The organism is Spirosoma utsteinense (assembly GCF_014282275.1).
Classification (GTDB): Bacteria; Bacteroidota; Bacteroidia; order Cytophagales; family Spirosomataceae; genus Spirosoma; species Spirosoma utsteinense.
In genome coordinates this window covers 33,891-47,976 of sequence record NZ_VFIA01000005.1, presented here as the reverse complement: position 1 = coordinate 47,976, position 14,086 = coordinate 33,891, and the positions used below count along the sequence as shown (strand labels likewise).

Below are 14,086 nucleotides of genomic sequence, written 5' to 3'. Positions count from 1 at the left end.
CCTGATAACGTAAGGAAGCCGGTTAATACAGACTTTCTGTATTAACCGGCTTCCTTATGTCAACTGAGTCAGGCTATCTGTCTGTCGGCGATAAGTACGGATTGGGCGGGTAACAAAGCGGTTGATGGTATGCAGATCTTGAATTCGCTGCCTTCGCCCAGTTTGCTTGTTACTTTGATTGTCCATTTATGTGCCCGAACAATTCGCTGGACATAACTAAGCCCCAGCCCGAACCCTTTAACACTGGGTTGGTTGCGATCATGAACGCGAAAGAAAGGCTGGAATATCTGTGTAATTAACTGGTTGGGAATACCAACACCCCGATCACAAACGGATATGAACAGGCCCTTGCTCTCCATCTCGGCACGTACGGTAATGACTGGCTCGCCCATACTGTATTTTACGGCATTGTCGAGCAGGTTGTGCAACACATTGGTAAGGTGGAGCCGGTCGGCGAGCAGCATGGGCTCTACACCCGATGTGTGCAGACACAGGTAGTCGCCATGGCGTTCGGCTACCGACTGCAGTAGTTGATGGATAGAGATTGGTTCCTGATTGAGTAATAAGGTGTTGCGGTCGGCACGGGCCAGGGTCAGCATCGTTTCGACCTGATGTTGAAGTCGTTCGGTCTCTTCACGAATGATGCGGACGTATTTCTGGGAGCGATTCGGCTGATTGTGTACAATGGGCGAATCCAGAATATCGACCGACATTCGAATGGCCGCAATGGGCGTTTGGAATTCGTGGATGATCGAATGGAGCGCTTCGGTATGGCCAATGGTACGCTGCCGCCGGTTCAGAATCCACCAGAGTGAATAACCAACGAGCACCTGCGACGTGAGGGCAAATAAGATGAGCGTAAACCACCGCATTGACGAAGGTATATCGATCTGCGAGGACTGACTGACGTAGAAAAGCGCAGCCATAGTCAGTAACAGAAGTACAATCGTAATTAAACGAAGGATAACAGAACGATAGGCCATATAGCCAGTCTTTACAGATTACAGAGAGAGCTGATGTTGTTTCATCGATAAACTGAAAGTAGTTGAGGAAGAGAGGTATGTAAATATCTTGCTAAACTTAACAAAAGTCAATAGTAGTAAACAAAAAATGCCCGTTTTGAGCGGGCAAGGATAATGTAGTACACATTATTGGTAGAACTAGTCGATATCTGTAGTCGACTCAACTGGTTCCGCAGTCGGGTTAGCGGTAGTCGAACGAGTCTTACGCGTCGATACGGGCACCGTACGGGTATTGCGGTTCGGTGTTGGGCGGGGAACGGGTTTGCTGGTGTCGGCTATGATCAGGGCGGCTTTAGCTACTTCCTGAGCCTTGGTATTCGTGGCTCGTTTGGCGTTCTTCTCCGCTTTCAACGCATTTTTTTGTGCTTTTGCTGCGTTCTTTTTCGCCTTTTTATCAACTGACTTAGCTGGTTTTGTCTGTTTTTTCTCGGTCTTGTCCATCAGCTTCACCAGCTTTTTCGCTAGTTTACCCGCCGATTTCTCGATGGACTTCTTTATTTTTTTACTAGCATCACCAGCCTCGCCCAGTTTAGCTTCAATCGAGCTGACGATGTCTGACGCCAGTGATTTCTGTTTCGTTTTTATAGTCTTGTTTGCCATTGGAAATTTTGGAATAAAAAAACCTACAAAGGAATACGAATTATTTGTGATAATTGCAAGCCCAATATTAAGTTTTTGTTGTCTTTTGAATGAAATCCCAGCACACAATACCGGTTGTAACGGCAATGTTGAGTGAGTGTTTAGTGCCAAACTGCGGGATTTCAAGCACCAGGTCGGCCAGTTGCACGACCTCATTTCGAACGCCGGACACCTCGTTACCCAACACGAACGCATAGCGTTTGTTTGACTCAGGCTGAAAATTACTTAAAAGTGTGCTTCCTTCTGCCTGTTCAACGGTTGCAATGATCCAGCCCTCTGTTTGTAACTCCCTGGCCAGTGTCATCACATCAGCTACGTATTCCCATTGAACCGACTCCGTAGCACCGAGGGCTGTTTTGGTAATATCGCGGTGGGGTGGGGTGCCGGTTATGCCGCACAGGTAGAGTCGCTCCGCCCGGAAGGCATCGGCTGTCCGGAAAACAGATCCAACATTGTTGAGGCTGCGGATATCGTCCAGAATTAGACAGTACGGAAATTTTTCGGCGTCTTTGAAATCGTCGACGGACAACCGGTTGAGTTCGTCGAGGGCTAGTTTGCGGGGCGGCATAGTGACTATCAAAAAAAAGCTCACCCGCTACAGGTGCGGACGAACTACAAAATTCAGGATGTATCTTGTCTCTACAAGTTTACAGCGTAAAGTTTTTTGCCATCAGCGGCCAGTAGATTACCTGACGCATCAAACAATACCTGCATTGGCCGGCTACCCGTCAGGGTGGAGAGGCTGGGAATTGTCTATTTCCCGCCGGCGGTGTAAACGTATTTGCTGGAATCGACCTGTACTCACAGGTTGCCCTTTGTGTCGAGGGCGTGTAGGCGGGCCGACCTGCCTGAATCAAATGAATTGTAAGGAATCAGTGCCAGTTTTTGCGGGTCTTTCGTGTCGAACTGCCTCAGCACGCCATCCCAGCCGACAGTGATTCCCGTTCATGATAGACGCTTAAAAACGCGGTTTTACGGGTGAAAATGACTATTTTTGTTTAGTACAATCCGCCTACAACCAGTGAAGACAGTCACCGCAGCGAAACCTCAACCGAAGAGAACAGAAACGCCCCTCAACCGCCAGTATAATCAAATCAAGGCCAAGTATCCGGGTGCGCTGCTCCTCTTTCGCGTCGGTGATTTTTACGAAACCTTTGGCGAAGATGCCGTAAGGGCCAGCAAAATTCTGGGCATTACGCTCACGAAGCGCAACAACGGCGGGGCCAATGAAGAACTCGCTGGTTTTCCGCACCACTCCCTCGACACCCACCTGCCCAAACTTGTCCGGGCGGGCGAACGGGTAGCCATATGCGACCAGCTGGAAGACCCCGCGCTGGCCAAAGGTATCGTTCGGCGGGGGGTAACGGAACTGGTAACGCCCGGCGTTTCCTTTAACGACAACGTACTCGACACCCGGCGCAATAACTACCTGGCGGCCGTTCATTTCGGCAAAGTGGAGGATACGTATGGCATATCATTCCTTGATATTTCGACGGGTGAGTTCCTGGCTTCACAGGGTAACGGTGCCTATGTCGATAAACTACTGCAGAGTTTCAATCCCTCAGAAGTGCTGTACTGCAAGCGTAACCGGCAGGAATTCGGGGTGCTTTTCGGTGATAAGTTTCACACCTATACCCTCGAAGACTGGGCGTTCACCTACGACTTCGGCTACAATTTTCTGAAGCAGCATTTTCAGACAACGTCGCTGAAAGGGTTTGGCATCGATGGTATGCCGGATGGTATCATTGCGGCCGGGGTGATCTTGCACTACCTCAACGAAACCGAACACAAAGACCTTCAGCATATTACCCGTGTCACGCGGCTCGAAGAAGATCGCTACGTCTGGCTCGACCGCTTCACGATCCGAAACCTCGAACTGACGGCTGCTCAGCAGGAGGGGGGCGTGCCGCTGATTCAGATTCTCGACCAGACCGTAACGCCGATGGGAGCCCGGCTGCTGCGGAAGTGGCTTAGCCTGCCGCTTAAAGAAAAGGCCCTGATCGACGAGCGACTCAATATGGTCAGTCTGCTCACGGCAGACGCTGACCTGGCCGAAGCAATGGTGGGTCATTTGCGGCAGATTGGTGACCTGGAACGACTGGTTTCCAAAGTAGCCGTTCGGCGCATCAGTCCGCGCGAGTTGTTACAATTGAAGCGGTCGCTGCAACATATCCTGCCCATCAAAGAGTCGCTGATAACGGCGTTGAGTCAGGTCGAATCTCCTTCATTGAAAAAATACGCCGATCAGCTTAACCCGGTTTCGTTTCTGATCGATCGGATCGAGGCCGAATTGCGCGAAGATGCCCCCGCACTTTCTAACCAGGGGGGTATGATTAAGGCTGGTATCGATGCTGAGCTGGACGAACTTACGGCAATTGCCTATTCGGGTAAAGATTACCTGATTCAGTTGCAGGAGCGCGAGGTACAGCAAACAGGTATTACATCGCTGAAAGTAGCGTATAACAAGGTGTTCGGCTACTACCTGGAGGTCACGCATGCCCATAAAAACCGTGTTCCTGAAGACTGGATCAGGAAACAGACGCTGGTTAACGCTGAGCGCTATATCACGCCCGAACTGAAAGTTTACGAAGAGAAAATCCTGAACGCCGAGGAGCAGATTTTTCAGATCGAAGCCCGGATGTTCAACGATATGGTTATTGCCGCTGCCGAGTATGTGAGCGCTATTCAGCAGAATGCCCGCGTCTTGTCGGTGCTGGATGTGCTCTCGTCGTTTGCGCGGGTGGCGATCAAAAATAAGTACGTTCGGCCGCAGATCAACGAAAGCAAAGTGCTCAGTATCAAAGATGGTCGGCATCCGGTAATCGAACAGCAGCTGCCTCCCGGCGAACCCTATATTCCCAATGACATCTACCTGGACGACGAAACCCAGCAGATCATCATCATCACGGGGCCAAACATGGCGGGTAAATCGGCGTTGCTGCGCCAGACGGCTCTGATTGTGCTGATGGCGCAGTCGGGCAGCTTCGTACCGGCCTCATCGGCCGAGATCGGGCTGGTCGACAAAATCTTTACCCGGGTTGGGGCCAGCGATAACCTGTCGCGGGGCGAAAGCACATTCATGGTCGAGATGACCGAAACGGCGAGTATCCTCAACAACCTCAGCGAACGGAGCCTGGTGCTGATGGACGAAATCGGGCGGGGCACCAGCACCTACGATGGTGTCTCTATTGCCTGGTCCATTACGGAGTATCTGCATAACAAGACCGACTGCCGCCCAAAAACCCTGTTTGCTACGCACTACCACGAACTGAACGATCTTGCCGTCGACAACCATCGGATCAGGAACTACAACGTGTCCGTCAAGGAGCTTGGCAATAAGGTGATCTTCCTGCGCAAGCTGAAGGAAGGCGGCTCGGAGCACAGTTTCGGTATTCACGTGGCGCAAATGGCCGGTATGCCCGCTCAGATCGTGGCTCGGGCGGGTGAGATCCTGAAACAGCTGGAGTCGTCGCACGGGCGCGAAGCCAACCAGGAAAAGATTCGTCAGGCGGTGCCGCAGGAGCGCGAACTGGCGCTGCGGATCATCGAGTCCGGCGACCCTAAAACGGAAGCCATCAAGGAGAAATTACGGGCTATCGACGTGAACCGGCTAACGCCCATCGAAGCCCTGCTGAAGCTGAACGAGTTACTGAAAATGATGGAGTGAAGATAGTAGCTTTGCGCTATGCCCACTTTATTCAGACTACTTGGTTTTCGTTTCTTTTATAGACTGTTTGATCTTGTTAGTGAACCGTGTCACATTCACGTTGGTGATGATAAAAGGAAGCTTTGCAAGTTTTGGATATTCCGGGATAAAACAGTTGAACTGGCTGATTTTGTCGGCTTCTCCAAACGTGAACTTAAACGTATTGAAAAGGTACTACTCGAACATATAGATACGATATGTCAGACATATGAGCACGATTGCATCACAAATAACACCTCGCCAAACTACAAGGCTAAAAAAAGTTAAAACCATTCGGCAACGGCCAGGCTTGAAAGACCTCCCTGAGTTTTCAGCGGTTCGGGTAAATGTTGATCAGATTGAATTTAGCCTTACAGACGGAAGGATGGTTACTATACCGCTTATTTGGTCGGAGCGACTTCAACGGGCAACACCTGATCAACGACAAGCTTTTATAGTTAGCCCTCTGAACGTATTCTGGGATGAGATTGACGAAATTATCGGTGTCGAAAATGTCCTTTACGGAAATAAACTTTACCTGTAAACGGATTGCTTAACCGCGTCTTTAGTACTAATAAACAAGTAAACAACAACAACTAGTCAATGGATTTAACCGCATTAATCGCACCCCTGACTCCCCACGAGATCGAGTGGCGGGTACAAAGCCAAACCAAAGATGGTCAGAAGATGATCGTTGTGCCGTACATCACCAACCGTAGCGTCATGCAGCGGTTTGACGATCAGTTCGGCTGGGCGGGCTGGCAAAATGAAATCAAGGAAATTGACGGTGGGTTTCTCTGCACCATCACGGCAGTCTTGCCGGGAGGTGAAATTGTCAGAAAAACCGATGGGGCCAGCCGTACCAATGTAGAACCCGTAAAAGGCGGCATCAGCGACGCCATGAAGCGGTGCGCCGTGCAATTCGGGCTGGGTCGTGCCCTTTATGATTTCCCAAGGGTATTCATCCAGACCACCTACAAGTACATCCCCGAATGGGCAATGCCCTTGCTCGATAAAATGGTCGATAAGATCAATTCGGGTGGCATAGTCCGCGACGTAGTCGTGCTGAAGCCCGAACATGCCAAACCAGCCGCCAAAGCGGTGTAATCGAAACCCTGCCAGTGGCCCATAGGCCCTGGTAGTGGTTGAGCGTAGTTGAACAGATTAGCAAACTCAACTACGCTCAACCACTACCAGGGCCTATGGGCCACTGGCAGGGTTATCACTAAATAGCCTCTGCCTTGTAGCCAGCCGTTTCGATGGCTTTTTTTACGGTTTCAGAATCAGCTACATCAGTCTGTACCGTCAGCGTCCGGTTCGGGTCTTTCAGGTCAACGACCCAGCTATCAATGCCTGAAACGGCGTTGAGGTGGGGCGTCACGGCAGCCACACAGTTGCCGCATTTTATATTGGTTTTGAATTTGAGCGCACTCATACGGAACGGATATTTTCTGTTGGTAAATGATTTGATGATTGTTCACAACCGATACGGGCAGCCAATCGTCATAGTTTAACCGATCGTAGCCGCAAACTGTTGGTTACGACAGAAACGGAACTGAGCGCCATAGCTGCTCCAGCAATCATTGGATTAAGCATAAAGCCAAATGCCGGATAAAGCACACCGGCGGCAATGGGAATGCCGATCAGGTTGTAGATAAAGGCCCAGAACAGATTCTGCCGGATCGTTTGCACGGTACGACGGGAGAGCTCGAAGGCACGGGGAACGGCCGTTAAATCTGAGGTGATGAGGGTTAGCTGAGCTACATCGATAGCGATGTCGGAGCCGCGCCCCATCGCAATACTCAGGTCGGCCTGAGCCAGGGCCTGTGCGTCGTTGATGCCGTCGCCAACCATGGCGACGATCTGACCACTGGCCTGTAACTGTTTAATGAATTCGGCTTTATCAGTTGGCATTACGTCCGATTTGACGTCTGTAATCCCCACCTGCCGGGCAATTGCCTGGGCCGTATGCGCATTGTCGCCGGTCAGCATATGCACGGCAATACCCTGCTTCAGCAATGCCGCAACCGCTTGCCTTGAGGTTTCTTTAACCCGGTCGGCAATAGCCAGCGCGGCCAGTACATGGGTTTCGTTCACGAAGTAAATGACCGTTTTGGCGTCGGACTGCCATTGCTGCACTTGCTGATCTACCACGTCGGGAACCGATATCCCGCGCTGGTCAATTACAGTTCGGTTACCAACCCAGAATTGATCACCCTTGTACAACGCGGTAATCCCCCGCCCGGTCAGGCTGTCGAATGAGTTGAGTGAAACGCGCTCGATGGCCTGGGCCGACAGGGAGCGGACAACGGCTTCGGCCAGCGGGTGCTCCGACTGGGCTTCCATCGACAACAGGATAGACTTATACAGGTTTTGCTGCGCTGGCTCAAGCGTCCAGAACCAGTCTGTCACATCGGGTTTACCTTCAGTGATGGTGCCGGTTTTGTCGAGCACAACGACGGTTACCTGCCGACCGCGCTCCAGACTTTCGGCGTCTTTGATGAGGATATTGTTCTCCGCCCCCTTGCCAACACCTACCATAATAGCGGTTGGTGTAGCCAGACCGAGCGCACAGGGACAGGCAATGACCAATACCGTTACGGCCGCCAGCAAACCCTGCGAAAAGGCGTTCTCGCCACCTGCTACAAGCCAGACGACCATCGTCAGCACCGCAATGCCAAGGACGACAGGAACAAACACGCCAGCAATCCGGTCGACCAGTTTCTGAATGGGCGCTTTGCTGCCCTGAGCCTCCTGCACCCGACGGATGATCTGCGCCAGTACCGTCTGGCTACCGACCTGCTCGGCGGTAAACTGGAAACTACCCTTCTGGTTAACGGTACCCGCGAAGACACGGTCGCCGGTTTGCTTGCCAACCGCTACGGGTTCGCCCGAGATCATGCTTTCGTCCACGAACGATTGCCCGTTCAGGACTCGTCCATCCACCGGGATTCGTTCACCCGGCCGGACAACGATTGTTTGGCCTATCGACACTGCTGCGGTGGGGATGTCCTGCTCCTGCCCGTCGACCAGCACCCGTACTAGTTTGGGTTGGAGGCCCATCAGCTTTTTAATGGCAGAGCCTGTGTTCGATTTGGCCCGTTCTTCGAGGAATTTCCCGAGCAGGATAAACGCGATAACAACGGCCGACGCTTCAAAATATACATGCGCTTCGAGCCCCTGCCGGGTCCAGTACTCCGGGTAGATCGTGTTGAAGGTGCTGAAGATAAACGCGATACCCGTCGAGAGGGCAACGAGCGTGTCCATGTTGGCCCGACCGTGACGTCCCTGTTTGTAGGCGTTGACGAAGAACTGACGGCCAAAGCCGAAGACAACAGGTGCCGAAAGGGCCAGCATGACCCAGTTCAAGGCCGTGTGATTAACGCTGAACAGTTCCATAACGACCATGCCAAGCAGCATGACAATACCGGCCAGAATGGATGCACCAATCGTCTGCCGTTTCAGGGTTTCGTAGCGTCGTTGCTGCGATGCCTCCTGTTGGCGACGGGCTTCTTCTTCGTCCTCGATGACGAGGTCGTACCCAATCGACTGGACCGTCTGGCGGAGTAACTCGGGTTTCGTGACGGCCGGATCGTAGACGACCCAAGCCGACTGATTGGCATAATTCACGCCCGCATCCTGCACCCCCGCCGTCTCTTTGAGCATCGACTCGACGCTGACGGCGCAGGCCGCGCAACTCATTTCCAGCACGGGAAATGTCTTCTTTATTGTCTTCGCACCGGCGTTTTTATCACGCACCTGAGCGGTTTTAGTTGCTTCCATAGGCTACAAACAAAGGCTGTATGCGGGCCTCTGTCTGTTTAACAAAAGTAACGCCGTTGGGGTGCAACGGCGTTACAGAATTCTGTTGGGGTTGTGCAGCATTTAGCCCCAGACACCGTGTCGGGCAGGATGGCCGTTATTTATTCCCACCACCGACAGCCGCTGGTGCTTCCATTCCCTGAGATAGATCCCGCATTTTTTCGCTTAGCGTGGTAATTGCTTTTTTATACCGGGCCTCCAGATCGGGTAGATTGGCCGTCGATTTCAGTGATGCTTCGTAGAGCAGACCCGGCAGCATCCAGGATGCGTAGCCGCTGTTGGGATCGGAGGAGGCATAAAGTGACCGGTACCAGGCACCGAAGGCATTGCCCTTCGGATCAATGAACGAGCGTTCGAGAAGCCGTAACTCGCGGTTCAGGGCTACCAGCTTATCGGTACGCCCCATTTTGAGGTAGGTCTGCCGGGCGGTTTCACAGGCATCGGCGTTCGTTTTCATCTCGGCAACGGCATCGAGTAATGGCTTTATAGAGTACGTTGGTGCATAGGACTGTATGGCTTTCTCCGCTGCTTTCAAATGTATGGCGAGGTCAGTTGGGTAGCGGGCCACATCATAGGGGACAAGGTCGGCGTTAGCGAGCCGGAGCGTCATCGTACCAACGACCTGTTCCATCATGGGTCCCATTTTATACGTCGGGTCGGCAAACTTGTCGTAGAAATACAGATCGTCATACTGCGAATGGTAGAGCGTTGGTCCTTCCATACCCGCGCTCAGGGCCGGAATGCCAATATGCATATACGGAGCGATATGGTCAGACCCGCCACCCAGGTTGCCAATGGTGGGTTCGCCCTGGACAAGGGCGGGTGCTGATGAACCGGTTACGCGGGTTGGGTTGCCGCCTGCCGTATGGCTCATCCAGTGCTGATAAACGGTTTTGTTGGAGTCCGGATACTGCACGGCCTGCGTGGCCTCAATGATAAGCCGCTTCATACTCGGTGATGCTGATGCGCCAAATGTCCGGCCCGATACGGCTGCGTCATAGTTCATATAGGCAACAGCCTTCTGCGTCAGCTCATCGCGAAACTGCTCGCTCCATTCGGCGGACCCGATAACACCCGGCTCTTCAGCATCCCAGTGCGCCACCTTGATCGTGCGTCGGGGGCGTTGTCCGGCTTTCGCCAGTTTTCCCAGCGATTCGGTCATACTCAGCAGCATGGCTGTGCCGGAGTTTGGATCGGTAGCCCCGTAAGACCAGGCATCGTAGTGGCAACCGGCAATGATCCATTCGTCGGGAAATTCGCTACCCGTCAGCGTTCCGACAACCTGATAAATCCGCTGAATGGCCAGCTCCTGCTTCACCATCAGCCGCACCTTCAGCGCAGGGCCGCCTTCGAGCCGGTACGTGTAGGGCAAGCCACCCTGCCACCCTGCCGGTACAGACCTCATACCGGTCATGCGCTTGAGGATTTCGGTGGCAGAACCATAGGGGAGGGGCGTAACCGGGATTTTGTGTAGCGCTACGTCTTTCTGATCGAGTCGCTTGGGTGTACCTTTCGCATCCATCGGGATAGCTGCCTCACCGGGCGTAAGGGGATCGCCGGTATAGGGTACAGTCAGTAATGACCCGCGCTGAATGGTACTCTCGCTGTAAAATGGTCCTTCGGGAAAGGTAAGCCCCCGCACATAGCCTGCGTCAGATGGGTCGGTGTAGATGATGACACCGGCGGCTCCGGCAGCCTGCGCAAACTGCGCTTTGTACCCCCGGAAGTTACCTCCGTAGCGAGCCATCACAATTTTACCCTTTACGCTAATACCCATGGCCTTTAGCTGCTCGAAATCTTCTTTTCGCCCGTAATTGGCATAGACGACTTCGGCCGTGACGTCGCCCGATCCTGACCAGGCATTATAGCCGGGTGTAAGGCGGGGGTCGCTGGCGTATTTGTCTTCCTTGTACATAAACTCTTTGATATTGAGCGGCTGGCGTACTGGCTCAACCACCTCGACGGCAATCTCGCCGGGACCTTTGGGCAGCAGCACATCATGGGGGTAGATGTCGACCTGCCAGCCAGCCTTGCGCATCGTTTCGGCGATATAGTCGCGTACCTGTTCGTTCTCTTTCGAACCGGTAATATGAGGTACACTGCTGAGCCGTTCGAGGTGGTTTTTGAATGCCGCCGACGATTGTTTCGTCTTAAACTCTGTTTCGAGTTTGGTCTGTGCCGCCTGCCGGGCGGGGATGAAACCGGTGAGCGTTGGGGCCGGGCTCGTCTGTGCCTGCGCCGTTGTGAGGCCGACAAACAAACCGAATGCCGTACGTAGCAAGGAATGATTCTTCATGATAGTCAGGTTGTTGCTGGTTATTAGCGGGTTAAGTTAACCACAAAACTGAATTCACGATTCGGGTGGGTACAAAAAAAGAGACGCCGATGAAGCGTCTCTTTTACTCGACTAAAATAGTATTCTTAGTTGGGTTTTGCGAAGATCTTTGGGTCTACCGTAGGGTTCAGGGTAAGCTTGGTCATTTTCGCCGTGATCGTGCCGGGCATACCGGGGGCGGTTATATCACTGGTAAAGGGCACGGTAATGCCTTCAACCTGCTTGTAATCCGAATAGGTACCCGTCGTTTCGCCTTTCTGTCCCTGTACGTCAACGGCTCCCTTGTAGCTGAGAAGCTGGTAAGTAGCTGCATCAAGGTAGTAGTTGAACGTGCCTTCGGGCCGCGTCACTTTCAAATTGAAAACGTCCTTGCCGTTCTGCTTTTCCTTGCCAACCAGCTCATACGGGTACTTGTTGGCTTTAAGGTAGGCTAACTGGAACATGTTTGGCTCGGTAGTACCTTTTGCCTGTTTCATCGCATCGGCGGGAATGTCCTGGGCGGTTGTGCCACCGGCCATGGGATTGATCATCCAGCCTTTGTCGCCGTCGATAACGTTGGTGATCTGCTGACCCATGACAGAGATGTCGCTCCGGACGGATTTCCCGACCACATAAGCCGCCTTCGCCGTTAAGTCCATCCCCTGAACCGACATTGTCTGCTCATATTCCATGGTTTTGATAGCGGCAATCTTATCGGCACCGCCCAGGGCAGCTACGTGTTTGTCTAGTACTTCGTCGGCTGTCTGGGCAAACGAGAATGCTGGTAATACCACCAGGGCGACCAGCGTGATGAGTTGTTTTTTCATTAATTGTGTCGAACAATACGATATCAAAGTTAACGAAATCAATAATCATTCTATTGGATAAATAGGATAAACCTATCCTGTCGCCAGCTTACCAAACCTGGGTTTTCACGGCCTGTATTGTACGGTGAGGCTTTCCATTTTATCGGTGCCGGGCAGTTGGTTCAGATCGTCAGCCCGTTCGATACAGGACTTGTTGTTCATTGATACAGCTGTTGGCAAGGAAAGGCTTGGTTTAGGGGATCGTGCTCATGTTGGTTTCCGTGGATGACTACGTAAGGCCCCCTGTTTTAATACAAAGCGAGCTGGACCGTATTCAAGGGCGGTACACGCGAACGATATGGATTTTACGGCCAGCTTGCACGGCTGACAGGGGTTTTATACCTTCATACGCAAAAACTTTTTAACTGCCCATCCCCGAATGCTGACAACAACCCGTGTTAAACTATCTGCCATGATGTTCCTCCAGTTCTTCGTGTGGGGAGCCTGGTATGGACAGATGAGTAAATATCTGTTAACTGACCTTAAAGCGTCTGGCGATCAGGTTGGTAATGCGTATGCTGCCTTTTCGTTAGCCATGCTTGTGGCTCCGTTTTTCGTTGGTATGATTGCCGACCGGTATTTTGCCGCTCAGAAAGTGTTGGGCGTCCTTAATTTGCTGGGGGCTGTGGTGCTGTATTTCATTACGCAAAATACCAATCCCGACAATTTTTTCTACCTCATTCTGGCATACTGCATCACGTTTGCCCCTACGCTGGCGCTAACGGCCTCCATTGCCATGCAGCAGATGAGCAGTCCCGAAAAGGAATTCCCCGGCATCCGGGTGCTGGGAACGGTAGCCTGGATTATTGTAACAAACATTGTCGGTTATTATGGTTTTGGCGACAAGGTGACCATCTTCCAGCTTTCTATGTACTCATCCGCCGTGCTGGGCGTCTTTGCTTTCTTCCTGCCCGACACACCGCCAAAACCGTCAACATCGACATCGTTTTCGCAAATCATGGGGCTGGATGCATTTAAACTGTTCAAAGACCGGTCGTTTGCTATTTTCTTCCTGTCATCGGTCCTGATCTGTATTCCGCTCTCGTTCTACTACGCTATGGCCAACCCGTCCCTGACGGATGGTGGTATGCTGAACGTGGAGAACAAGATGTCGCTGGGCCAGGCTTCTGAGGTGATTTTTATGCTGCTTATTCCTGTGGCCTATACGCGTCTGGGCGTCAAAAAAATGCTCATCGTGGGCCTGATCGCCTGGATCATACGGTTCATTTGCTTCGGGTACGGTGATGGAGGGTCGGGCGAGTGGATGCTATACCTGGCCATTGTACTGCACGGCGTTTGCTACGACTTCTTCTTCGTAACAGGTCAGATTTACACGGATAACAAGGCGGGTGACCAGATCAAGTCATCGGCGCAGGGCCTGATTTCGCTCGCGACCTACGGCATTGGTATGGGCATTGGTTCTAAGCTGTCGGGTATTGTCCTCGACATGTATACGAATCCTGATGGCACTAAAGACTGGTTATCGGTCTGGCTGGTTCCGGCTGCTATTGCAGCTATCGTACTGGTGTTGTTCGTGCTCCTGTTCACCGATAAAAAGAAATCCATCCCCACCGAAGGCGAACTGGTAACGGGGCCTTTGTAAGGAGGATATTGTAGGAGGAAAGGGAGGAGGGAGGAAAGGGAGGAAGGAGGAAAGGGAGGAAGGAGGAAAGGAGCTGGCGCAAATGTTTGCCATTTCCCTTTCTTTCCTTTCTTTCCTCCTTTCCTCCCTTCCTCC

At 52.3% G+C, this 14,086-nt stretch carries 12 protein-coding genes; 5 read left to right on the top strand and 7 right to left on the bottom strand.

The window, feature by feature from the left end; translation table 11 throughout:
• Positions 1–68: 68 nt before the first annotated feature.
• From FH603_RS05125 to FH603_RS05115, 3 genes are all read right to left on the bottom strand, one after another.
• On the bottom strand, positions 69–926 hold the full coding sequence (locus FH603_RS05125; RefSeq protein WP_235985346.1) for a sensor histidine kinase: 858 nt from the start codon (positions 924–926) through the stop codon (positions 69–71).
• A 234-nt stretch (positions 927–1,160) separates the two neighbouring features.
• Positions 1,161–1,622, bottom strand: coding sequence for a hypothetical protein (locus tag FH603_RS05120; protein WP_186736390.1), 462 nt, complete (start codon positions 1,620–1,622; stop codon positions 1,161–1,163).
• 67 nt (positions 1,623–1,689) lie between these two features.
• Positions 1,690–2,229, bottom strand: a complete 540-nt coding sequence (locus FH603_RS05115; protein ID WP_186736389.1) for an RNA methyltransferase — start codon at positions 2,227–2,229, stop codon at positions 1,690–1,692.
• A gap of 453 nt (positions 2,230–2,682) precedes the next feature.
• Between FH603_RS05115 and mutS the strand changes: the two genes are divergently transcribed.
• Genes mutS through FH603_RS05095 form a run of 4 tightly spaced genes read left to right on the top strand, consistent with a single transcriptional unit; the run spans position 2,683 to position 6,453 of the window.
• Positions 2,683–5,328: a DNA mismatch repair protein MutS gene (gene mutS, locus FH603_RS05110; protein ID WP_186736388.1), complete on the top strand. Its 2,646-nt coding sequence runs from the start codon at positions 2,683–2,685 to the stop codon at positions 5,326–5,328.
• Positions 5,329–5,346: 18 nt separating this feature from the next.
• Positions 5,347–5,634, top strand: a complete 288-nt coding sequence (locus FH603_RS29215; protein WP_186736387.1) for a DUF4160 domain-containing protein — start codon at positions 5,347–5,349, stop codon at positions 5,632–5,634.
• Positions 5,576–5,890 carry a DUF2442 domain-containing protein gene (locus FH603_RS05100; protein ID WP_186736386.1) on the top strand — a complete coding sequence of 105 codons (315 nt, stop codon included), beginning with the start codon at positions 5,576–5,578 and terminating at the stop codon, positions 5,888–5,890. The genes FH603_RS29215 and FH603_RS05100 overlap by 59 nt, the downstream gene beginning before the upstream one ends.
• 59 nt (positions 5,891–5,949) lie before the next feature.
• On the top strand, positions 5,950–6,453 hold the full coding sequence (locus FH603_RS05095) for a Rad52/Rad22 family DNA repair protein (RefSeq protein WP_186736385.1): 504 nt from the start codon (positions 5,950–5,952) through the stop codon (positions 6,451–6,453).
• Positions 6,454–6,571: 118 nt separating this feature from the next.
• Here FH603_RS05095 and FH603_RS05090 read toward each other — a convergent pair whose 3' ends face one another.
• The 4 genes from FH603_RS05090 to FH603_RS05075 all read right to left on the bottom strand — a co-directional run bounded on the left by FH603_RS05090 (position 6,572) and on the right by FH603_RS05075 (position 12,309).
• Positions 6,572–6,781, bottom strand: a complete 210-nt coding sequence (locus FH603_RS05090) for a heavy-metal-associated domain-containing protein (protein ID WP_186736384.1) — start codon at positions 6,779–6,781, stop codon at positions 6,572–6,574.
• 68 nt (positions 6,782–6,849) lie between these two features.
• On the bottom strand, positions 6,850–9,129 hold the full coding sequence (locus FH603_RS05085) for a heavy metal translocating P-type ATPase (protein ID WP_186736383.1): 2,280 nt from the start codon (positions 9,127–9,129) through the stop codon (positions 6,850–6,852).
• 136 nt (positions 9,130–9,265) lie between these two features.
• A complete protein-coding gene (locus FH603_RS05080) occupies positions 9,266–11,464 on the bottom strand; it encodes a M28 family peptidase (RefSeq protein ID WP_186736382.1) in 2,199 nt (732 codons plus the stop codon).
• 125 nt (positions 11,465–11,589) lie between these two features.
• Entirely contained in the window at positions 11,590–12,309 is a 720-nt protein-coding gene (locus tag FH603_RS05075; protein ID WP_186736381.1) for a LolA-like protein, read from the bottom strand.
• 418 nt (positions 12,310–12,727) lie between these two features.
• Here FH603_RS05075 and FH603_RS05070 point away from each other — a divergent pair, with 418 nt between their 5' ends.
• Positions 12,728–13,951: a nucleoside permease gene (locus FH603_RS05070; RefSeq protein WP_186736380.1), complete on the top strand. Its 1,224-nt coding sequence runs from the start codon at positions 12,728–12,730 to the stop codon at positions 13,949–13,951.
• Positions 13,952–14,086 lie beyond the last annotated feature (135 nt).

Excerpts from the sequence above, each read along its gene's own strand:
- FH603_RS05125 (WP_235985346.1), bottom strand. The coding sequence starts at position 926 with ATGGCTGCGCTTTTCTACGTCAGTCAGTCCTCGCAGATCGATATACCT.
- FH603_RS05120 (WP_186736390.1), bottom strand. The coding sequence starts at position 1,622 with ATGGCAAACAAGACTATAAAAACGAAACAGAAATCACTGGCGTCAGAC.
- FH603_RS05115 (WP_186736389.1), bottom strand. The coding sequence starts at position 2,229 with ATGCCGCCCCGCAAACTAGCCCTCGACGAACTCAACCGGTTGTCCGTC.
- FH603_RS29215 (WP_186736387.1), top strand. The coding sequence starts at position 5,347 with ATGCCCACTTTATTCAGACTACTTGGTTTTCGTTTCTTTTATAGACTG.
- FH603_RS05100 (WP_186736386.1), top strand. The coding sequence starts at position 5,576 with ATGAGCACGATTGCATCACAAATAACACCTCGCCAAACTACAAGGCTA.
- FH603_RS05095 (WP_186736385.1), top strand. The coding sequence starts at position 5,950 with ATGGATTTAACCGCATTAATCGCACCCCTGACTCCCCACGAGATCGAG.
- FH603_RS05090 (WP_186736384.1), bottom strand. The coding sequence starts at position 6,781 with ATGAGTGCGCTCAAATTCAAAACCAATATAAAATGCGGCAACTGTGTG.
- FH603_RS05085 (WP_186736383.1), bottom strand. The coding sequence starts at position 9,129 with ATGGAAGCAACTAAAACCGCTCAGGTGCGTGATAAAAACGCCGGTGCG.
- FH603_RS05080 (WP_186736382.1), bottom strand. The coding sequence starts at position 11,464 with ATGAAGAATCATTCCTTGCTACGTACGGCATTCGGTTTGTTTGTCGGC.
- FH603_RS05075 (WP_186736381.1), bottom strand. The coding sequence starts at position 12,309 with ATGAAAAAACAACTCATCACGCTGGTCGCCCTGGTGGTATTACCAGCA.
- FH603_RS05070 (WP_186736380.1), top strand. The coding sequence starts at position 12,728 with ATGCTGACAACAACCCGTGTTAAACTATCTGCCATGATGTTCCTCCAG.